17 protein-coding genes and 3 pseudogenes are annotated in these 22433 nt (G+C 39.7%); 16 read left to right on the top strand and 4 right to left on the bottom strand.

Translation table 11 applies throughout. The features are described from left to right. Window positions 1-256: 256 nt before the first annotated feature. Complete coding sequence (locus L652_RS0117940) at window positions 257-823, top strand: phosphoribosyltransferase family protein (RefSeq protein WP_002962666.1); 567 nt, start codon at window positions 257-259, stop codon at window positions 821-823. A gap of 66 nt (window positions 824-889) precedes the next feature. Here the strand turns inward: L652_RS0117940 and L652_RS0117935 are convergent, their stop codons facing one another. Continuing rightward, window positions 890-1546: a Crp/Fnr family transcriptional regulator gene (locus L652_RS0117935; protein ID WP_002962665.1), complete on the bottom strand. Its 657-nt coding sequence runs from the start codon at window positions 1544-1546 to the stop codon at window positions 890-892. Window positions 1547-1833: 287 nt separating this feature from the next. On the opposite strand from L652_RS0117935, the gene L652_RS0117925 reads away from it, so the two are divergent. Continuing rightward, window positions 1834-2070 (top strand): YgjV family protein, encoded by a 237-nt coding sequence (locus L652_RS0117925; RefSeq protein ID WP_024596297.1) that lies wholly within the window; start codon window positions 1834-1836, stop codon window positions 2068-2070. Window positions 2071-2425: 355 nt separating this feature from the next. On the opposite strand, the gene rdgC is transcribed toward L652_RS0117925, so the two are convergent. Both rdgC and L652_RS0117915 read right to left on the bottom strand, forming a co-directional pair. After that, a complete protein-coding gene (rdgC, locus tag L652_RS0117920; RefSeq protein ID WP_002962662.1) occupies window positions 2426-3343 on the bottom strand; it encodes a recombination-associated protein RdgC in 918 nt (305 codons plus the stop codon). A 461-nt stretch (window positions 3344-3804) separates the two neighbouring features. Beyond that, a complete protein-coding gene (locus tag L652_RS0117915; RefSeq protein WP_024596296.1) occupies window positions 3805-5574 on the bottom strand; it encodes an ATP-binding protein in 1770 nt (589 codons plus the stop codon). Window positions 5575-5929: 355 nt separating this feature from the next. Here L652_RS0117915 and L652_RS0117910 point away from each other — a divergent pair, with 355 nt between their 5' ends. From L652_RS0117910 to L652_RS01000000124070, 14 genes and pseudogenes are all read left to right on the top strand, one after another. Beyond that, entirely contained in the window at window positions 5930-6298 is a 369-nt protein-coding gene (locus L652_RS0117910; RefSeq protein WP_024596295.1) for a response regulator, read from the top strand. Window positions 6299-6526: 228 nt separating this feature from the next. Next, a pseudogene (thrA, locus tag L652_RS01000000124075) lies at window positions 6527-8930 on the top strand (bifunctional aspartate kinase/homoserine dehydrogenase I). 9 nt (window positions 8931-8939) lie between these two features. Further along, complete coding sequence (gene thrB / locus L652_RS0117900) at window positions 8940-9875, top strand: homoserine kinase (RefSeq protein WP_024596294.1); 936 nt, start codon at window positions 8940-8942, stop codon at window positions 9873-9875. An 11-nt stretch (window positions 9876-9886) separates the two neighbouring features. Next, window positions 9887-11170 carry a threonine synthase gene (thrC, locus tag L652_RS0117895; RefSeq protein ID WP_024596293.1) on the top strand — a complete coding sequence of 428 codons (1284 nt, stop codon included), beginning with the start codon at window positions 9887-9889 and terminating at the stop codon, window positions 11168-11170. 269 nt (window positions 11171-11439) lie between these two features. Continuing rightward, on the top strand, window positions 11440-12696 hold the full coding sequence (gene glyA / locus L652_RS0117890; protein ID WP_002961763.1) for a serine hydroxymethyltransferase: 1257 nt from the start codon (window positions 11440-11442) through the stop codon (window positions 12694-12696). Between the two features lie 368 nt (window positions 12697-13064). After that, complete coding sequence (nrdR, locus tag L652_RS0117885; protein WP_002961761.1) at window positions 13065-13514, top strand: transcriptional regulator NrdR; 450 nt, start codon at window positions 13065-13067, stop codon at window positions 13512-13514. Between the two features lie 2 nt (window positions 13515-13516). Continuing rightward, window positions 13517-14650 carry a bifunctional diaminohydroxyphosphoribosylaminopyrimidine deaminase/5-amino-6-(5-phosphoribosylamino)uracil reductase RibD gene (gene ribD, locus L652_RS0117880; RefSeq protein ID WP_024596292.1) on the top strand — a complete coding sequence of 378 codons (1134 nt, stop codon included), beginning with the start codon at window positions 13517-13519 and terminating at the stop codon, window positions 14648-14650. A gap of 16 nt (window positions 14651-14666) precedes the next feature. After that, window positions 14667-15320, top strand: coding sequence for a riboflavin synthase (locus L652_RS0117875; protein ID WP_024596291.1), 654 nt, complete (start codon window positions 14667-14669; stop codon window positions 15318-15320). 29 nt (window positions 15321-15349) lie between these two features. Next, window positions 15350-16462: a bifunctional 3,4-dihydroxy-2-butanone-4-phosphate synthase/GTP cyclohydrolase II gene (ribBA, locus tag L652_RS0117870; RefSeq protein WP_024596290.1), complete on the top strand. Its 1113-nt coding sequence runs from the start codon at window positions 15350-15352 to the stop codon at window positions 16460-16462. 100 nt (window positions 16463-16562) lie between these two features. Continuing rightward, a complete protein-coding gene (ribE, locus tag L652_RS0117865) occupies window positions 16563-17027 on the top strand; it encodes a 6,7-dimethyl-8-ribityllumazine synthase (protein WP_002961753.1) in 465 nt (154 codons plus the stop codon). 15 nt (window positions 17028-17042) lie between these two features. After that, a complete protein-coding gene (gene nusB / locus L652_RS0117860; RefSeq protein ID WP_002961751.1) occupies window positions 17043-17453 on the top strand; it encodes a transcription antitermination factor NusB in 411 nt (136 codons plus the stop codon). Window positions 17454-17499: 46 nt separating this feature from the next. Next, the gene (gene thiL / locus L652_RS0117855) at window positions 17500-18474 is read left to right on the top strand and encodes a thiamine-phosphate kinase (RefSeq protein WP_024596289.1); all 975 of its coding nucleotides are present in this window, start codon (window positions 17500-17502) and stop codon (window positions 18472-18474) included. Continuing rightward, complete coding sequence (locus L652_RS0117850) at window positions 18471-18956, top strand: phosphatidylglycerophosphatase A (RefSeq protein WP_024596288.1); 486 nt, start codon at window positions 18471-18473, stop codon at window positions 18954-18956. The genes thiL and L652_RS0117850 overlap by 4 nt, the downstream gene beginning before the upstream one ends. Window positions 18957-18993: 37 nt before the next feature. After that, a pseudogene (locus tag L652_RS01000000124070) lies at window positions 18994-22079 on the top strand (diguanylate cyclase). Between the two features lie 41 nt (window positions 22080-22120). Here L652_RS01000000124070 and L652_RS01000000124065 read toward each other — a convergent pair. Next, window positions 22121-22433: pseudogene (locus L652_RS01000000124065) on the bottom strand (hypothetical protein); the annotation flags it as partial.

Raw genomic sequence — 22433 nt, 5'->3', positions numbered from 1 at the left:
AAGCCAATGGGCAGCGGGCGCAACAACTCAAGGTATGCGTACGGTTGCTCGTACCCTACAAGAAAAAGCATAATATTTACTAAATTATGCTTTTTACACTAAAAATAGGTACCTTTGGGTGCCTATTTTTTAATTTACAGGCAAGCAATTTTATTTCATTTGCGGTAAAATCCGTCGCCAATACCTGTTTGAGTTTAATTTTTGCTTAACTCTAAGCTGCGCTCAAATCTTATATCCACCACTGGGGTTTCTAATTATGTCAGATAAGTGCTACATCACAGCTCAACAGCTGCTTGAAGATTCGTTCCGCGTAGCGGCACAAGTATACCAAGATGGCTTTCGTCCTGATTTTATTATTGGTATTTGGCGAGGTGGTGCACCGATCGGTATTGCTGTTCAAGAATATTACGATTATAAAGGCATTGAGACTGACCACATTGCAGTACGTACATCGTCTTATTACGGTATTGGTAAACAATCTAAAGAAATTAAAGTCCACGGTTTGCATTACATTGTTGAGAACGCAAATGCAGGCGACTCATTATTAATTGTTGATGATGTATTTGACTCTGGTCGTAGTATTGTTGCATTAAAAGAAAAGCTTTCAGAGCTTATGCGCTTAAACTTGCCACGTGATATTCGTATTGCATGTCCGTACTACAAGCCAAAAAACTCAAAAGTAGACACTGTTCCAGATTATTATATTCATGAGTCTGAAGAGTGGTTAGTGTTCCCGCATGAACTATCGGGTTTAACACCGGATGAAATTATTGCAGGTAAATCTGATCTTGTGAAAATTCATGACATTTTGCTAGAGAAGTAATCAGTAATTTGTGTAAATAAAAAAAGGCCGTTAAGGCCTTTTTTTTATGGGTAAATTTTAAATAACTTAAAGTTGAGCAAAGCTATCTACGTATTCACTTAGCTTTGGTATATCGACTGCTTGTAAGCCATCGTTACTTCTAAGTACCAAGCCTTTTTCGACAAGTTCTGTAACAACACGTCTGTAAGCTCGCTCAGTGGTAGCAAAGCGTTCGGCTTCAGCATTTACAGTTGGATAGGCTCTAAGTAGCGTAGGGTTGTTGTTCTCGGCTCTTAGTAAGCAATCTTTGGCTATGTTGTAGCTCAATGGTAGTAGTAGCTTATCTAAATTGATTTTTTGGTTTTCCTGAAATTTAGCCGCAATAGTTTGTGCGGTGTATAAACTCAGTTCTGGTTTTTCAAGCAGCAGAGCACGCCAATGTCTTAATTCAATAAGATTATAAGTTACATCGCTAAAGCACGTTACCGTATAAATACACGGATTATTATTTAGCGCTTCTATTTCACCAATAAGGGTGTTGTTACAATCCAATTGTCCTAACAGCAGGCGTCGTCCATTACCTACGTCGTAACTAAACGACACAGTGCCACTGCGTACAAGCACAAGCTTGCTTAAAGGCTGATCTTGATGGATCAGAACTTCTTTTTTTGATTGTTGATAGCTACTACCGGCAAAGGTTAAAAGCTGATCAACAAGGTAACTAGAAAAATGGTATTGAAACATCAATGTGCTCTTCGGACATTTGTCCTATTTATTACATCTTAATGACGTTAGCATTAAGACACTAAGAATTTACGCTAACTTGCTACTAATATTATTAGCTTTGCTAATAGTATTATTTTACCTTCATTTCCCGTGTAATGATTTAAGAATTTGCTGGTATTTTCCGGCAAACTTTTTCAGGTTTTTAAGCAAGTTAGCTTTTTTATTTTGTTGTAACTTTGCAATACTTATAAGTGCCATAAGTTAGCAGTACATGTAATGCTAACCTAAAGGCTAGGAGAGAACAATTGAGTTGGGAATATTTAGGCTATATTGCATCAGCTTTATTGGTTGCATCGTTAACAATGACAGATGTAGTAAAACTGCGTTGGTACAACATGTTTGGTTGTATTGTATTTACTGCATACGGTTTTGCCATTGGCGCAGTACCTGTTATTTTTACCAACGGCTTATTGTCGCTTGTAAATTTATACCACATTATAAAAATATATCGCCAACCTAAAGTTGAAGACGCTAAAAGCTAAAATAAGTTATCTGCACAAATAAGTTAATGATTTCAATTAAAATCAAAATTTCAGTTTTTGTGCATTCCGGCTTGAAGTGAATACAGATAATCTCATATCACTCTACATAACTTTCCTTTGAACCTTGCTGTAAGCTCTTACTTAAAAGATGATTACCTTAGGTTTTAATACGCCGAACGTTAGCTAAATTCTGTTCGCGGATAACAAATATATAAATAAGCGCTTCTAAAAATTCCATTAAAAAATCCGATAGCAGTAAACTGCTATCGGATTTTTTATCTGTTATACCAACCTGCTTATATGTGGGTCTATTTAATGCTTCAAAGCGCTTAAATATTTATGTAGGTTGTGGTATTTACGCTTTTTCTAAATCTTCAACGTCACCTAAGCCAGCAGTTAGTTCTTCAAGTAATTGCTTTATTTCCTCAGAAGCTAAAATAAAGTCAGCATCAAGTTTTAAAGCCATATCTTCTTTAGGAATATCTGCGTTCTCTTCTTTTAGAGTTTCAGAGTAGCTTAAACGCTTGATAGAGCCATCGTTTTGCAGCATAAACTTGAGGCGTTCTTGCCAATCAAGTGCCAGTTTAGTTACGCGTTTACCACTTTCTAAGTGCGATTTAACCTCATCACATGCCAGATCATGGCCTTTTAGTTTTACTTGTGCACCGCTGTCGTCAGCTTCTTCAAGCTCAGCGTCAGAGCCAATAGCAAAGCCTTCTGGTGTACTAAAGTTAGTTAACCAATCAGTTAAGAATACATCTAGGTCGTAGTTAGCAAACGCAGGTACAACTGGGAGCGTTCCTAACGATTTACGAAGTAGTGCCAGTAGCTCTTCAGCTTTATTAAAGCTGCCACTATTTACAACCACCCAGCCATTTTCTTGGTCAATAAAGGCAAATTGTAAGCTCGACTTTTTAAATGCCTGGGGTAGAAGAGTATGAAGAATGTTTTCTTTTAATTCGTCTTTTTCTTTCTTTTTAACCGGGCGGTTTTCTTCGGCTTCTATCTGATCAATTTTCTCAGCAACTAGTTCGTTGATAACAGAAGCTGGGAGTACTTTTTCTTCACGTTTTGCGCAAACTAAAATACTTTTTTGAGAAAAATGCGATAGTGTTTCGCCATGCTTTCCAAACGCTTTCGTCCAACCAAATGTTGCAAGCTCTTGACCAGTACATGGGCGAAATAAATCTTGCTCTAATGCTTTATCAAAATCTTCTTGGGTGTATGAAACGTCTTGCTTAAAGCGGTAACAAATAAGGTTACTAAACCACATAGGGGAATTGATCCATTTGAAAAATTTGTCCAATCATAGCAATAAAAACAGCATCTCGAAATGACTGATTTGTTACTAGGGCGTGTTGAATTTTATGGATTGAAATTTGTTCAATCCAAGGAAGATTAAATCGCGGCGCTAGGTTTGTAACCTAGTGGGCTCGGTAACTGCTCCTGCGTTATTCTACTGGCTTACATCCATGTAAGAATAAGTAAAAACTGAGCAAAGCTTCCGCGTCCTGCTCACGCCCCTTACCTACATCCATGTAGGCAACAAAGAGTTAATCGTCCCTAGATCGAGCTCAAAGGGCAGCGCATGTTTGGTATTTATGCTGCGTTATCGCCTATTTATGGGGAATAACCACACTACATAGGCTCTGCCCTGCCTAAAAACCAAACATATTTCTGCAAATTCAACCACCAAAGAACAATACGCCCTAATAATTTAATGCATATACTTTTTTATTCATATTTATCAAAAATAGGCATTGGCTTAGCCATGTTCTTTGGAAATTGAATATAGTAACGCAGACCTTTACCAGGTTCACTCGTTGCATCAATAGATCCACTAAGAGTTTGTTTAACTAAATTAAACATTATATGGGTACCTAATCCGCTTCCGCCCTCATCGCGTTTAGTCGTAAAGAATGGGTCAAACAATTTTTTCAATTGCTCACTGGTAACTCCGTTACCGTCATCTTTGTAATCAATCGTTAAGTTAGTGTCATCTGCGCTTATTTTGATATCCATCACACCGTTGCTTTTACCTTCAAAGCCATGAATGAGTGAATTCATAATTAAGTTAGTAAAAATTTGGCTGATGGCGCCTGCCGGTAAATTTAAAACTAAATCATCAGGGCATTCTAATTTTATTGTATGGGATGTCTTTTTTAGTTTTGGATGCAGTGAGCGTATTACTTCGTTAGTGTAATCTTTAAAGTTAATAGTTCTTACAGCTTCACTGGCCTGATCGACCGCTATTTGCTTAAAGCTAGCAATAAGCTCTGAGGCTCTATCTAAGTTAGTGGTTAACAAGCTTGTACTTTGTTTTGCTTCGTTAATAAATTCTTCTAGTGCTTTTGGTGAAAGTGTTTTTTCACTATAAGCACTTTCGAGTTTATTTAAGCGTTCTTGCAAAAACGATATTGCCGTTACACCTATACCAATAGGGGTGTTAATATCATGCGTAATACCCGCCACAAGCCCGCCTAGTGCGGCCATCTTCTCTGTGCCCAATAAACGTTCCTGTGCAAGGCTTAATTCCTCTATATAACGCTGAGATTCAGTTTGTTTTGTAATTAGCTCTTGCTCTGTGCTGCGGCGTAAGTCTATTTCTTCAGTGAGCACAATTTTTTGCTTCTCAAGTTCGTATTTTTGCTGTTGTAATTCCATCATTGCTTGGCTTAAGTTTGATGTTTTACGGGCTACGTCTTGCTCAAGTTGTATGTTGTGATGATCGAGCTTTTCGTTACTAATAATAAGTTCTTTTTGGGTGTGCTCAAGCTCTTTTCTGTACTGAACCACTTTATCTATTAGTTTGTTAAACGACTGCTCCATTACTTTTAGTTCGTTATGCTCCTCTGTTTCTATTTCTATGTGTTGTCCTTCTAGCTCATCTAATTCTAGGTTTTCTAGTTGCTCAGTAAGCTCAGCTAAGGGATCTGTAAGAAGCTTTCTAAATGCCATTAAAAATAAAATGATTAAAAAGGTAGTTTTAATCATCGCATTACCAATCAAAAAGTAGATTGATACCATAATTCGGCTTAAAACAACTTCTCGGCTAGAGAACAAGGTAACGTCGCCCACTTGGGTAGCACGGCCAGAAAATTCAAAAATAAGTGGAAAGGTGTAACCAAACAGACCGGATTTCGCGTCTTCTAAAATAGCTTCTTCTTGTACTAACTGTTGGTTATATAGCTTATGTATGTCGAGCGAGCGCCCTAACTGTGAAATAATTTCGCCGCTGTCGTCTCGAACAATAATCCCTTCAATCATGGGAATGGCGAGTAAACCTTCTGCTGTTGTAATTGTTTGCTTGGTATTAAGCTCCCAAATTGCACGTGTTAAGCTACGACTAAAGGTTTTTTGTAATGTACTTAATTCATCACGTATATAGTCTTTAGTATTGAGATATTCAGCAAGCACCTGTCCGCAAGTCACTACGAAGGTAAGCAAAAAATAAACGGATAAAACGCTTGTTAGCAGCTTCTTAGAAAGGCTTTTTTGTAACATGAGTGACTTGTTCATCCTTTGTTATTTTTGTAACGTTACTATTGTAATTTAAAAGTTAGTCAATAAACCTCTAAAAATAAATAAAAAAGTTAAAATTTAATAAGATAAATCTAATTAAGTAGGTATGTAGTATTAATGTAATTAAACTCAGCTATGAATTAGTAAATTTGTTAGACGTTAAGTTTTGTAAGTTTGATTAGAATTTAGTTTCGTTAATCATATTTAAATGAGTTAATTCTATATTTATCATTGCATTGAATTATTAATGCGCTAAGTACTTAGATGCGTGTTAAAGTGTCCTGAGTGCAAAGAAAGATGGTCTTTTAATAACTTTGATGGTTGTGTAGTAGTAAACATGATGAAATTTTCGATATTAGTCTGTGATGATTCTGCTGTTGCTCGTAAACAAGTCGTGCGGTGTTTAAATGAGTGTATAGACGCAGATATACAACAAGCTATAAATGGAGCAAACGCCCTCGATCTTTTAAGAGCACAAAACTTTGATTTACTGTGCCTAGACCTCACCATGCCAGAGGTTGATGGTATACAAGTACTTGAAACTATAAAAACAGAAAAAATAGAGTGCTTTGTGTTGGTTATTTCTGCTGATATACAGGAAAAAATGAAGCAACGAGTCGCCCAACTTGGCGCAATTGATTTTATTGATAAACCTATTAATAAATCAAGCTTGAATGAAATATTGCATAAATTTGGCATTCATTAGGTTTTTTCATGTTAAAAAAGGCTGTTTTATCTTTTAATTTAGGGTTGACAGCATAGCCTTTGTTAAGGCAGTCTTAACATATGAAAACAATTAATCGCGTACTGACCATTATTATTACAACCATCATTCTTACTGGATAGTGGCATAGGTCGGTGCAACAAATTTAAAGGCCTGTGTTCACTTAGAACACAGGCCTTTTTTCGTTTTATGGGATGAGGAACATAAACAATGCGAGTTTTAAAATTTGGTGGGTCTTCACTTGCCGATTATGCATGCTTACAACAGGTAGCTCAGTTAGTTAAAGCACAATTAAAAGATGAAATGTTATTGGTGCTTTCTGCTCCAGGTGGAATGACCGATTCGCTAGTTGCACTTGCAAGTGCTGCAGAGCAAGGCTTAGATTTTTCGAAGCAATGGCAAGCATTAGCGAGTCGTTGTGAAGGCTTAAAAGCTGACGTTGAAAAAAGTGGCGTAGTCGTTACAAGCTGGCCAGACCTAGGCGAGCTTAAAAATAAATTAGATGGCGTGTCGCTTATACAGTGTTGCCCTGATCAAGTTCGCGCATTTGTAATTAGCTTTGGAGAGCGCGTTAGCGTTTCTTTAATGCAGGCTTTATTGAGCTCACAAGATGCAAGGTACTTAGAAGCAACAAGCTGTATTGCTTCAACTGGTGGCTACATTGATGCAGAAGCTGATTTAGTGGCAAGTAAAGCTCGCTTTCAAGCTGTGCTTAAAGAAAACCCTGCAACTATTTATATTATGCCTGGTTTTACGGCGAGTAATGATAAAGGTGAGCTTACGACGCTTGGCCGTAATGGCTCAGATTACTCAGCAGCTATTGCTGCGGCATGTTTAGAAGCTGAGATTTGCCAAATTTGGACTGACGTTGATGGCGTATATAGCGCTGATCCTCGTTATATTAAAAAAGCCACTAAAGTAGATTTTTTATCTTATAAAGAAGCGATGGAGCTTTCTTACTTTGGTGCAAAAGTACTTCACCCAAAAACAATTTTACCGTGTGCTAAAGCAGGCGTGCCATGTGAAATTAAAAATACGCATAACCCAGACGCACAAGGCTCATTAATTGGTAACGATTATTCATCTGATGAGCCCGTAAAAGCGCTTTCTAGCTTACAAGACCTTGCAATGTTAACTGTTTCAGGCCCAGGCATGAAAGGTAAAGTAGGCATGGCATCTAAGGTATTTAACGCGCTTGCTCACGATAACGTATCAATTGTATTGATCACGCAATCATCATGTGAATTTAGTATTAGTTTTTGTGTGCACGAAACAGACCTAGCACTTGCACTCGATGCGCTACAAACTGCATTTGAGCTTGAATTACAAGCAGGGCTTATTGAGCCTGTTCAAGTACAGCGTAATTTAGCCATTGTTACTTTAGTGGGCGACAACATGCGCGCACACCGTGGCTTAGCGGCTAAGTTTTTTGCATCGCTTGCACAAGCGCAAGTAAATATTGTGGCAATTGCACAGGATTCTACAGAAAGTGCTATTTCTGCGGTAATTGATGGTGAGTTATGTAATGACGCTGTAAAAATATGCCATGAAAACTTTTTCACGCATGTGCCGTCAATTGATGTGTTTTTACTAGGTTGTGGCTTAGTAGGGCAAGAGCTTATTAATCAGCTTGAGCGCCAGCAAGCTTGGCTTGAAAAGCGTAATATTAAACTTAACTTGTATGGTGTTGCTAACTCTCGTCAATTACACCTTGATAACGAAGGCATCGCTTTTAGTGATTGGCAGCAAAAATTGGCCTCATCTGAGCAAGCATTTGATTTAAAATTAGTAGAGCAATTTGTTAAGCAAAACCACTTAGTGAATCCGGTATTAGTAGATTGTACATCTTCAGATGCACTTGCTGCGCAGTACGTAGACTTTTTAAATGCAGGTTTTCATGTGGTTGCAGCTAATAAAAAAGCGACAACAAGCTCATACACGTATTACCAAGATTTAATAGCTGCTACGCAAAAGAATAATCGTAAATTTTTATACGAAACTAACGTTGGTGCAGGTTTACCAGTAATCGATAACTTGCAGTCATTATTTGGTGCCGGTGATGAGTTACTAGAGTTTAGCGGTATTTTATCAGGCTCACTTTCGTATATGTTTGGCGCACTTCAAGATGGTTTATCACTTTCTGAGGCAACTATTAAAGCCAAAGAAAGCGGTTTTACTGAGCCAGATCCTCGTGATGATTTATCGGGTACTGATGTAGCACGTAAGTTACTGATCATTGCTCGCGAAGCCGGTATGAAGTTGGAGCTAAGCGATATTGAAGTTGAGTCAGTATTACCACAAGGTTTTGCACAAGGTGATAGCGTTGATGAGTTTATGGCAAAACTACCAAGCCTAGATGCTGATTTTAATGACCGCATTCAAAGTGCTGCGAGCGAAGGAAAGGTACTTCGTTATGTAGGTACAATTAAAGAAGGTCACTGTAAAGTAGGTATTGAGGCTGTTGATGAAAAACATGCGCTTAATGTAATTCGCGATGGCGAAAACGCGCTTGCTATTTTAAGCCAATACTACCAGCNTTCGTGGTTATGGTGCCGGCTCTGAAGTAACAGCAGCGGGTGTATTTGCTGATATTTTAAAAACACTATCGCGCTAGGAGCTCGTTATGATTGAAGTATATGCTCCGGCGTCTATTGGTAATTTTGCAGTGGGTTTTGATGCACTTGGCGCAGCGCTTGCGCCAATCGATGGTAGTTTATTAGGCGATGTAGCTGTTGTAAGTGCAGCACCAAGTGACGAATTTATTTGTACTGGCGACTACGCTCACAAGTTACCAAGTGATGCGAATGAAAACTTAGCGTACCAGTGTTTAGTACATTTTAGAGCGCATGTCGCGCCTGATATGCCAAGCGTAAAGCTCGAGCTTAAAAAGAATTTACCAATTGGATCTGGACTTGGTTCTAGTGCATGCTCGGTCGTGGCTACCTTTGCTGCCCTTGATAAGTTTGCACAAACTAACTTAAGTCAGGTTGAGCTTATTGAGCTTATGGCTGACTTTGAAGCTGTAGTGAGCGGTGGTCGTCATTACGACAACATCACGCCATGCTATTTAGGTGGTTTGCAATTAACAGGTGATTTAATCCCTGATAAATCGATTGCACTGCCTGTTGATGAAAATTGGTACTACGTTGCTGCGTTCCCTGGTTTTTCACTCAACACTGCAAAAGCGCGCTCGGTTTTACCAAAAGAGTTGAGCATGCATGCAAGTGTTGAGTTTGCACAGCGTTTATCGGCATTTAGTAGCTTACTGTTGACTAATCGTTTTGACGATGCACTGAGCATAATGAAAGATGAAATAGCAGAACCTTACCGCGCACCGCTTATTAAAGGTTTTAGTGAAGCCAAAGCAAGCTTACCAGCGTTGGGCGCTGAAATAGTGAGTATTTCGGGCGCAGGACCTACCTTGTTTAGTGTATGTAAAACACTTGAAGCTGCAAAGCAATGCGCGCAGTGGTTAGAGGCAAATTACATTAACGAGCAAGGCTTTTGCCACATTTGTAAATTAGATAACGACGGCACGCGTCAATTAACAGTTTTATAGGATAGGTAGTCATGCAATTACATAATTTAAAAGATAGCTCACAAAAAGTGTCGTTCGTTGAAGCCGTAAAAACAGGTTTGGGTCGTAATCAAGGTGTGTTTTTCCCTGAATCCCTTGCCCCACTGTCCGATGTTCATGCTTTGCTTGATATGGACTTTGTTACACGCAGTGGCAAAATATTATCTCACCTAATTGGTGATGAGCTGCCTAGCGACACTGTGGCACAAATGGTTAAAAATGCATTTAACTTTCCAGTTAAGCTGGAGGAAGTTGAAGAGAATACATACTGCTTAGAGTTGTTTCATGGTCCTACGCTTGCGTTTAAAGACTTTGGTGGTCGCTTTATGGCTGAGTGTTTAACGCAATTTAATAAAGATGAAAAAGTAACTATTTTAACCGCAACATCGGGCGATACTGGTGCAGCCGTTGCACATGCTTTTTATAACAAGCCGAATATCGATGTTGTCATCTTATATCCTAAAGGCAAAATTTCACTTGCTCAGCAAAAGCTATTTACTACGTTAGGTAACAATATTCATTGTTATGCAGTTGATGGCAGTTTTGATGATTGCCAAGAGTTGGTTAAAAATGCCTTTTTAGATGAAGAAGTTAAATCAACACTTGGGCTTAATTCTGCTAATTCAATTAATATTAGCCGTTTAGTTGCTCAGGTTTGTTATTACTTTGAGGCCATTGCACAACTACCAAAAGAAAAACGCGCAACAGCGCATATATCAGTGCCAAGTGGCAACTTTGGTAATGTATGTGCTGCAATGATTGGTGCGGTTATTGGCTTACCTGTAGGTAAATTAAGTGCAACCACCAACCAAAATGATACTGTGCCGCGCTTTATGCTTGATAAAACCTGGACGCCAAACGCAACACTTGAGTCGCTTTCAAATGCAATGGATGTAAGTAAGCCAAACAACTGGCCGCGTGTGCAAACAATGTTAGATAATAACTGGTTTAGCTACGATAATTTTTATTCAACTAGCGTAAACGAGGAAGACACGCAATCGGTGATGAAAAAAATTCAACAAACGGGTTATGTTGCAGAGCCTCACACTGCTATTGCGTACCAAGGTCTTGTTGAAAATCGAGCGCCTGGTGCAGCGGGCATCTTTTTAGCCACAGCTCACCCTGCTAAGTTTAAAGAAAGCGTAGAGGGTATTTTAAATATTGAATTAGGTATGCCAAAACCACTTAGCGACGCACTAGCAAAACCATGTCTAGCAAGCGATATAAAGGCCGATTACGACGCATTACGTACAGAAATACTTGCTAAACTTGGCTAAGTTAATTAATTCAAAAAGGCGGTTAAGCCGCCTTTTTTTATAACTATAGGCTTTTAAATCTAGTGAGTTGCATTTACTAATTAAATGTAGGAAATAGCATTCATTTAAAATCGTTATGGTTTTATAAGAAAATATCATCTTAAAAAGTCTGTGAAATAGTTTCAATCCCTGTTTAAATATCCTCAACTTAAGAGCGTAGGCAAAGAGTCGTTTAAAGCGTACAATAAAGCCTCTAAAAAACACCATACACGTTGCCCTAGGAGACCCCAATGTTAGAACGTAGCATGAATATTTCGGATTTTGATCCAGAGTTATTTGACGCGATAAACAAAGAAACTGCTCGCCAAGAAGAGCACATTGAACTAATCGCTTCAGAAAACTACTGTAGCCCACGCGTACTAGAAGCGCAGGGTTCACAGCTTACAAATAAATACGCAGAAGGTTACCCTGGCAAACGTTATTATGGCGGTTGTGAGCACGTTGATGTTGTTGAGCAATTAGCAATTGACCGTGCTAACGAGTTATTTGGTTCTGACTACGCAAACGTACAACCACATGCTGGTTCGCAAGCTAATGCTGCTGTTTTTCTAGCGCTATTAGAAGCAGGCGACACTGTACTTGGTATGAGCTTAGCTCATGGTGGTCACTTAACTCACGGATCACACGTAAGCTTCTCTGGTAAGCTTTACAATGCAATTCAATACGGACTAGATGAAACAACGGGCGAAATTGATTACGCACAGGTTGAAGCACTAGCACTTGAGCATAAACCAAAAATGATTATTGGTGGTTTCTCAGCGTACTCAGGTATTGTTGATTGGGCTAAATTCCGTGAAATTGCTGACAAAGTAGGTGCTTACCTGTTTGTTGATATGGCTCACGTTGCAGGTTTAATTGCGGCAGGCGTTTACCCAAGCCCAGTTCCTCATGCACATGTTGTAACTACAACTACGCATAAAACACTTGCTGGTCCTCGTGGTGGTTTAATTATCTCTGCATGTGGCGATGAAGCAATCTATAAAAAGCTTAACAGCGCAGTTTTCCCTGGTGGCCAAGGTGGTCCTTTATGTCATGTTATTGCAGCAAAAGCAGTGGCATTTAAAGAAGCGCTTCAACCAGAATTTAAAGTATACCAAACACAAGTTGTTAAAAACGCAAAAGCAATGGTTGCTGTAATGCAAGAGCGCGGCTACAAAATCGTATCTGACAAAACTGAAAACCACTTATTCCTACTCGATTTAATCGATAAAGATATTACTGGTAAAGATGCAGATGCAGCCCTTGGTAACGCTAACATCACAGTTAACAAAAACTCAGTGCCAAACGATCCACGTTCTCCGTTTGTAACATCTGGTTTGCGTATTGGTTCTCCTGCAATCACTCGTCGTGGTTTCAAAGAAGAAGAATCAAAAGAGCTTGCTGGCTGGATTTGTGACGTACTAGATAACATCACTGATGAATCTGTACAGGCGCAAGTTAAAGAAAAAGTAAAAGCAATTTGTGCAAAATTACCTGTTTACGCTTAATTGCATAAGCAGCAGTAATTTAGATCACATAGGCTAGGGGCCTGTTTATCTTTCGAGGTTTAATTTGCAGTAGTATGTTTGGTTTTTAGGCAAGGCAGAGTCTATGTAGTGTGGTTACTCCACACAAATAGGCGATAACGCAGCATAAATGCCAAACATGCACTGCCCTCGGGTTCGTCCTAGGGGCGATTTACTCTTTGTTGCTCGGTTTTTACTTAGCCCACTAGGTTACAAACCTCGCGCCGCGATTAAATCACCCATAGATAGAACAAATTTAATCCTGAAAGGTCAACAGGCCCTATTTTTTTGCTAAGATAAAAGACCGCTATTTAGCGGTCTTTTTTGTTTTAAAACGGAAGTACCGAGCTATGCATTGTCCATTTTGTACCGCAAAAGATACTAAAGTTATTGACTCACGCCTTGTTGGTGGAGGCCATCAAGTTCGCAGGCGCCGTGAGTGCAACGACTGCCATGAGCGCTTTACTACATTTGAAGGCGCTGAACTGGTTATGCCTCGTGTTATTAAACAAGACGGCAGCCGCGAACCATTTAACGAAGATAAATTATTAAATGGCTTAAATCGCGCACTCGAAAAACGCCCAGTGAGCACAGAGCAAGTAGACGAAGTAGTGAATATAATAAAATCGCAGTTGCGTGCTACAGGCGAGCGAGAAATTTCAAGCCATTTGGTTGGTGAATGCATTATGGAAGCCCTCAAAAAGCTCGATAAAGTAGCGTATGTAAGATTTGCCTCTGTTTATCGCTCGTTTGAAGATATACGCGAATTTGGCGAAGAAATTGCCCGCTTAGGGGAGTAACAATGCAAAGCCAAGTTCCTTTTACTGAACATGATGAAATGTATATGGCACGCGCCATAGAACTTGCCAAAAAAGGCCGGTTTACTACCACACCTAACCCTAATGTTGGCTGTGTTTTAGTTAAAAATAATCAAATAATTGGTGAGGGTTTTCATCAATTAGCAGGTCAAGGCCATGCAGAAGTAAATGCACTGGCTGTCGCTGGAAAAAATGCACAAGGTGCAACGGCTTATGTAACGCTTGAACCGTGTAGTCATTATGGCCGTACGCCACCGTGCGCCGAAGGCTTAAAAGCTGCCGGTGTGGTAAAAGTAATTGCTGCTATGGTTGATACAAATCCACAAGTTGCTGGCAAAGGCCTTAAAATACTGAGCGACGCGGGTATTGACGTTGCTTACGGGTTACTCGAATCACAAGCTCGCGCACTTAACGTTGGCTTTTTTAAGCGTATGGAACAAGGCTTACCTTATGTGATTTGCAAAATGGCAGCGAGTATTGATGGTAAAACGGCGCTTAAAAATGGGCAAAGTAAGTGGATCACAAGTCCTGCTGCTCGACAAGACGTACAATTATACCGAGCGAAAAGCTGCGCTATTTTAACCGGTGCCGATACAGTGCTAGTAGACGATGCTAAACTTAATGTGCGACTAAGTGAGCTGCCTTGCACACTGCCTACTGATTTGCCGCTTCGCCAGCCCGTGCGTGTTATAATTGACTCTCAAAACCGTTTAACACCTGACCTTGCTTTATTTGAAATCCAAAGTGATGTAATAATATTTACGACTAAGGTTGATAAATCATTGCAATGGCCGCATTTTGTAAAGCATATTGAAGTTAGTGAAAGTAACGGTAAAGTTGATTTACAAGCCGTTTTAGAAAAACTTGGGCAACTGCAGTTTAATAATGTTTGGCTTGAAGCTGGCGCAACACTTGCTGGTAAAATGACAGAGCTTAATTTAGTTGACGAGTTTGTTTTTTATTTAGCGCCTAAACTAATGGGCCATGATGCAAAAAGTTTAGTTAATTTTCCTGAATTGACGAGTATGCAGAACACCGTTGATTTAACATTTAATGAATGTGCGCGCATTGGTGACGATTTACGTATCACCGCGTCAAAACTCATTAAAATCACTTAATAAAAAGAGTAGTGCTATGTTTACTGGGATAATAGAAGCCACAGGCAAAATTGCTTTATTACAAAAAAAACAAGGCGACTTAGCCATTCGTATCCAAAGTACTGATCTTGATATGACAGACGTAAAGTTAGGTGACAGCATTGCAACTAATGGTGTTTGCTTAACTGTAGTTGATAAACATATTGATGGTTTTAGTGCGGATTTATCTAATGAGACGATTAGTTTGACCGGTTTTGCTCACTATGCTTTAGGACAAACGGTGAATCTTGAAAAAGCCATGCAACCTGTTTCTCGTTTAGGCGGTCATTTAGTGTCTGGCCATGTTGATGGTATCGCAACAATTACAAGTATTACAGCAAACGCCAGAGCAACAGAATATTGGCTTACAACTGACGAAAATTTAATGAAATACATTCCTTACAAAGGTTCGGTATGTATTGATGGTATAAGCCTGACAGTAAACGCTGTAGAGGGTAATAAATTCAAATTAACAATTGTCCCACACACGAGTGAGCAAACCACAATTGCTCATTTTAAAGTAGGTACCCAAGTTAATTTAGAAGTCGATCAAATTGCACGTTATTTAGAGCGCCTTATAAAGGGTGCAGAGCAACCAACGGGCTCTGATATTTCGATGAGCTTACTCGCTAAAGCGGGTTTTATTAAATAACGAAACTGACAACTTACACGAGCAAATTTATGAATTTACACAGCGCGCAAGAAATCATCGACAATATTAAAGCCGGTAAAATGGTTATTTTAATGGATGATGAAGATAGAGAAAATGAAGGCGATTTAATAATAGCAGCTGAGCATATTAGCGCAGAAGCGATTAATTTCATGGCTACCCATGGCCGTGGTTTAATTTGTTTAACCATGACGCAAGAGCGTTGCGAGCAACTTGATTTACCGTTAATGGTTAAAAACAATGGTGCAGCATTTTCTACTAACTTTACAATGTCGATAGAAGCATCAAAAGGTGTTACAACCGGTATTTCAGCAGCAGACAGAGCACGTACAGTGCAAGCGGCTATAGCTAAAGGCGCAGTCCCAAGTGATATTGTTCAGCCTGGACATATTTTTCCTATTATGGCGCAACCTGGTGGCGTATTAACTCGCGCAGGACACACTGAAGCGGGCTGTGATTTAGCGCGTTTAGCTGGGCTTGAAGCATCATCTGTTATTGTTGAAATACTTAATGCTGACGGCACTATGGCACGTCGCCCTGATTTAGAAGTTTTTGCGAAAGAGCACGATATTAAAATTGGCACCATTGCTGATTTAATCGAATACCGCAACTTAAACGAAACAACAATTGAGCAAGTAGCAAAATGTAAGTTACCAACTGTTCATGGTGAATTTGATTTAGTTACTTACAAAGACACAATTGACGGCCAATTACATTACGTATTACTCAAAGGCGATATAAAAGATCAAGAGCCGACAAATGTGCGTGTACATTTGCAAAGTACCTTTAATGATATTCTACTTTCAGACAGAAGTGCTGACCGTAGCTGGGGCCTTTCAGAAGCAATGGCTTATATCGCTAAAAATGAAGGTGCTTTAGTTATTTTAGGTAAGCAAGAAAGCACTGAAGAGTTAGAGGCAACTGTGAAAGCATTTGCAGCAGCTGATGCTGGCGAAAGCGTTACGCCACGTAAATTCAAAGGTACATCTCGTACTGTTGGCGTAGGTTCGCAAATACTTGCCGATCTTGGAATTAAACAAATGCGATTAATGAGTCGCCCTAAAAAGTACCATGCACTTTCGGGCTTTCATTTAGAAGTTGTTGATTACGTTGAGCCACAATAAGCATCACGCTTAAACTAGGCTATTATTTTATTTTTATGGTATGATGCGCAGCAATTTTTGCGCAATCGCAACCGCTTGAACTTATTTTTAGGGTTATCAAATGAAAATTATTGAAGGTAATAAGTACGCTCCAGGCAAAAAATTTGCCATTGTCATTTCTCGTTTTAATGACTTTATTGGTAGCAGCCTCCTTGCAGGTGCTGTTGATGAGCTAAAACGCACAGGTGGCGTATCAGATGACGACATTACCGTTATTTATGTGCCAGGCGCGGTAGAATTACCTTTAGCGGCTAAACGCGTTGCGGCAAAAAAAGAGTATGATGCAATCATCGCATTAGGCGTAGTGATCAGAGGTGGTACACCACACTTTGACCTAGTTGCTGGCGAATCAAACAAAGGTCTTGCGCAAGTATCACTTGAGTATGATATCCCGGTTGCATTTGGCGTATTAACCACAGAAAGCATTGAACAAGCAATTGAGCGTGCTGGCACCAAAATGGGCAATAAAGGCGGCGAAGCTGCTTTAGGCGCGCTTGAAATGGTTAATGTGTTAGATAAAATTTAAGTTTAAGGAATTTTTGTGAAACCAGCAGCAAGACGTAAAGCACGTATCTTAGCACTCCAAGCCGTTTATTCTTGGCAAATAAGTGGCAATTTAATTGCCGATATCGAACAACAAATGTTGATCGAAACAGACGTTACTAAAATTGATGTTGAATACTTTAAAGATCTAGCGACGGGTGTTGCTGTAAATTACAAGCAACTAGACGAAGCTGTATCACCACATTTAACACGTCCGTTTGATGACTTAGATATGGTTGAGCGTGCAATTTTACGTTTAAGCAGCTATGAGCTTAAGTTCCGTGAAGACGTACCTTATAAAGTTGCTATTAACGAAGGTATTGAGCTGGCCAAAATTTTTGGCGCTGAAGACAGCCATAAATTTGTAAACGGTGTACTTGATAAAGCTGTTAAGCATTTACGCAAGTAAGTAAACCGTTAAAGAGGGGAGCCGGCATAGGCCGGCTTTTTTGTGTATGAAGGAATTTGAATTAATTAACCGCTACTTTAAAGGTCGCGGTATCACCCGTCGTGATGTAAACCTAGGTATAGGGGATGATTGCGCTTTAGTAACCGTTCCACAAAACTGCCAACTTGCCGTTACAACAGACACTCTTGTTGCTGGCGTACACTTTTTTGATGATATTTCCCCTCGTGCATTAGGTCACAGAGCGCTTGCTGTTAATTTAAGTGATTTAGCGGCCATGGGCGCTGAGCCGACTTGGGTTTCAGTTGCGTTAACTTTGCCAAGTATTGACCCACAGTGGATTGAAGAGTTTACTGATGGCATGCATGAAATTGCTGAATATTTTAATGTGCAGATTATAGGAGGCGATACAACTCAGGGCCCACTAACCATCACTATTTGTGCGAAAGGGACTGTACCCGAAGGTACTGCACTTCGTCGTAGTGGCGCAAAAGTGGGTGATTGGATTTATGTTACGGGTCCGCTAGGTGACGCTGGACTTGCAATTGAGTCTCGCAAACAAGGTATAAGTATTGAGCCAGAGCATTTAAAGTACGTAAATAAACGCTTTGACTTTCCAACCCCACGTGTTGCTGCAGGGCAGGTATTACGAGGCCTTGCATCATCGGCTATCGATGTGTCGGACGGCTTAATCGCTGATTTAAGTCATATACTCGATATGTCACAAGTAAGTGCAGTGGTGAATATTGAAAGTATTCCAACTTCAGATGCGATGCAAGCAAGCCTTGATTTTAATCAGCAGCTGCCATTTATTCTCAGTTACGGTGATGATTACGAATTAATTTTTACGGTCCCTGATAGCAATAAAAGTATGTTAGAAATAAAGCTACGCCAGTATGGTGTAGATGCAACATGCATTGGCCAAGTTAAAAGTGGCGATGGCCAAATTGAGCTTTTACACAACGGTGAAAAGTTTGATTTTGAACCGCAGGGTTTTGAGCACTTTGCAAAGGAGCTGGTTTGAACAATAACCGCAAGTTTAATTTAAAGCGTCCACATCAGTTTTTTGGTCTGGGCTTTGGGACTGGGCTTGCCCCTAAAGCGCCCGGTACATTTGGTACGTTTGCTGCCTTGCCATTCATTTTTATGACCATGTATTATCCGTTATGGCTGCAAATTGTATTTGCCGTTGTGATCAGTATATTTGGTATATGGGCGTGCGGTAAAACGGCTGATGATTTAGGCGTGCACGATCATCCTGCTATTGTATGGGATGAAGTGGCGGGTTATTACATCACTATGATTGGCGCAGCACTTAGCTGGCAAACATTACTCGTAGGTTTTTTGTTATTTCGCTTTTTTGATATAGCAAAACCCGGCCCAATCCGTATGCTAGACAAACGAGTACATGGCGGTTTAGGTATAATGGCCGACGATATACTTGCGGGTATTTTTTCGCTTATATGTTTACAAGCGTTAATAAAAGTGGGTTTACTGCCCTTTTAATTTTTATATTTGATTTGTTTAACTAGGTGGCAGCAATATGATGCGATTTTTACTGGTTTGTGTACTTATGTTGTGCGCGACGCCAAGTTGGGCTTCAATTACTGATTACGTAGTTAAGCAATGGAATATAAAAGATGGCCTACCGTCGCAATCACTTAAAAGTGTTGTGCAAGATCAGCAAGGCTATATGTGGCTTGGTACGCAATTTGGTTTAAGCCGTTTTGATGGTACAACATTTACAAATTATAACACGCAAAATAGTCCATTCTTGCCTAGTAATGGTGTTAATAAGCTTTTAGTCGATTCTAGTGGTTTGCTATGGGTAGGCACTAAAAGTGGCNGGTAGTTATTAACCCAGCCACATTTGCAGCACAAGAATTTAATATTAAAGGTCCAGTAAGGGATATTCTTGAGGACTCTAAAGGTAGCATATGGATTGCGGCCAACGGCTTATACTATGTAGATAGAGGGCAAGTTGATTTACGCACTGAAGTAAATGGTCCTCTACCTATTGTTAATGCTACTGTGATCACACAAATAGTTGGCTCTGTTAGCCAAATGGCACTCTCTCCTGAAGGCATTTGGCTGGTTAACGATCGTCATTTATTACGCCTTACAAAAAACTCATCAGATTTTTCTAAACTACGTTTAGAGCTTACCGCAAAAATATCTTTACCAGAGCGCTTAGCGCAAACCATAGTGCACGATTTATCATTTTTAAATGGTAATTTGTATATAGCTTCTGAGCTAGGTGCATACTTTTTAGATTTAGATGACGAGCTAAGACCTTTTCCTCTACCTAATGCAAATAACTCAGCCGTTTATAAGTTTATGAGTGATACCGATGGTGGCTTGTGGGTTTCGACCTATGGACGCTTATTATTCAGAGATAAAACCGGTGAGTGGCAATGGGTAGAGCCTAGCCAACTCGATCAAAGTATATGGTTTGCTGATATTTTTAGAGATGATAAAAATAACGTTTGGTTAGCAAGCTTTAGTGAAGGCTTGTGGCTTGCTCATGAAGGACGAGTCGAAAGGCATTCAGCAGTTTCAAACATGACCGAATCTGTTATGGCTATTAGCCAAGCACCCGATGGTAAACTGTGGGTTGCGAATAAAAGCGGCATTGGTTATTTCGATTTAGATAAAAGTTTTATTAATTTAGTCCCAAGTAGTAAATATGGATACGCATCAGTACACGATCTACAATTTGATGGTGAGCGATTATATATAGCCACAGGGCGCGGCTTATTTGTTTTTGAAAACAAGACACTTTACACCGTCCCAGGTCGAGCACTTCGCGATAATCCGGTATTTGCAATAAGTCGCTCTAGTAAAGGCGGCTTTTGGATTGGTACCGGACGCGGTTTATATCGATTAAATTATGCTGGTTTAACGCCTTTTGCCTATAACGCTTTTTTAGGTAGTAAGTTTATTACCTACGTATTAGATAAAACAAACTTTGGTGTGATTGGTACTAGTAAGGGCGCATATTACTTTACAGACCGTGGCATTGAAAAAATTGGCGACCAAACAACACTTGAAAGCGCATACGTAACTAGCGTGCTACATATAGATGGCGTGGGTATTTTAATCGGCTCTCTTAACGACGGGCTTTTTTACAGAAGTACGCAAGGGCAATGGCGTCAGCTCGATGCAGCTAATGGTTTACCGTATGGTTCTATATTTAGCCTAGAATATGATGAAAAGTTAAAGCATGTTTGGGTAAGCACCATGAAAGGTGTTTACAGAATGCCTGTAGAGCAATTTAAAACAGAAATAAAAAGCTTAAAAGTTGAAGAAGTAATTTCATCTTTTGACCGTCAACTTGATGGTAAAGCGAATCAATGTTGTAGTGGACTTGGGCATGATGCGGTAGCAGACACCGGAAATTCTATTTGGTACCCAAGCTTACAAGGTGTTGTTGAAATACCTAAAAATGTAGAGCTATTTGGTGTGCTTGCATTAAAGCCAACAATAGAGACAATAACAACGCCACTTCGTCATTTAACTACCGCTGCGCTTGGTAAAAAACCATCATTAGAAACAGACGAGCGTGATATAACGCTAACTTACACAGCTATTGATTACTATGCACCAAACAGCATTGAATTTAGATATAAACTAAGTGGCTTAGATAGTGACTGGCGCTATGCAAATACGCGACGTGAAGCTATTTATACTAACTTGCCTCCTGGCTCGTTTTTGTTTCAATTAGAAGCTAAGCGCCAAGGTGAAGACTGGGCTAAAGCGCAAGATGTAGAATACGGTTTTGTAGTGCCTGAGCGCTTTGACGAAACAATTTACTTTAGGCTTTTAATTACCAGTGGTTTTATTTTGCTTTTTTATCTCATTTTTTGGGTGTTTAGAGCACAAGAACGCAGAAAACAAGAAGCATTAGAGGGCTTAATCACTGAGCGTACCTTAGAGCTTCGCCAAGCTAATGATAAATTAGGCCAAGTGAATTCACAGCTTAAATTAGTGAGTCACTCAGATGAGCTAACAGGGCTACGTAGCCGCCGCTTTTTGTTTGATCAACTCCCTAAAGATATTGAGCACTTTCAACGTAATTCACAGTCGCTGCAGGCACAAGGTAAGTCACTGGTGCTGGTAATTATTAACTTTGATAACTTCAGCCGTATTAACGATGCGTATGGCCCAATTGCAGGTGATAGCTGCTTACAGCAAATGGCTGCATTGTTAAATTCGCGTACGCAGGGCTCTGACTATGTGGCACGTTGGAGTGGTGATGAGTTTTTATTATTATTACGTGACTTTAAATGCAATAAAATAGACAGCTATGCCTCAGAACTTTGTAAAGTAATAGCGGCTAATTCGTTCCAATTACCAAATGGAAAAACAACTAATATCACGGCATCAATTGGTTGGTCATTTTATCCATTACCTTTACTAGGCGGACAGGTAATTAGCTGGGAAACCTCTATTAACTTAGCAGATATAGCACTGCATCAAGTTAAAAAGCGCGGTGGTGATGGTGTGGCTAATATTACGTTTGATGATCAGCTCGATGCATTTGAGTTTGAACAAAACTCTAATGTTGATCAGCAATTAGGTATTTTACAAAGTAATGGCTTGGCAGATATAAAAGTGTGGATGCGATAATGCCCGACCAAGGTTATTGGTCAGGCATGGTGAGGTTAACTCTATTTGTTAAGCCAAGCTGGTAATATTGCAATCGACTCAGGGGCTGTAAATGCCGTACTGGTATCGGCGCTTATATCACCGCCTGCACTGCTTAAAATATTATTAAATCGCATAACCACATTATTTGACTTCTCAGCTACGTATAAATCTGTTCCGGTATACATAATATCAACAGGGTTACCCAGTAGGGTATTTGGACCGCTAATAGTGGTACTTATGTTTACCAAGCCCGATGCAGTTGCTACGTTATTCAATACGTATATTTTGCCATCGTCAGCAACTGCTGCGCTACCAACATCAGAGAGTATTAGC

It is taken from the genome of Pseudoalteromonas sp. TB25, from assembly GCF_000497995.1.
GTDB classification, from domain to species: Bacteria; Pseudomonadota; Gammaproteobacteria; order Enterobacterales; family Alteromonadaceae; genus Pseudoalteromonas; species Pseudoalteromonas distincta.
The sequence above is the reverse complement of the archived record's forward strand: the minus strand, read 5'-3'. Positions and strand labels throughout refer to the sequence as shown.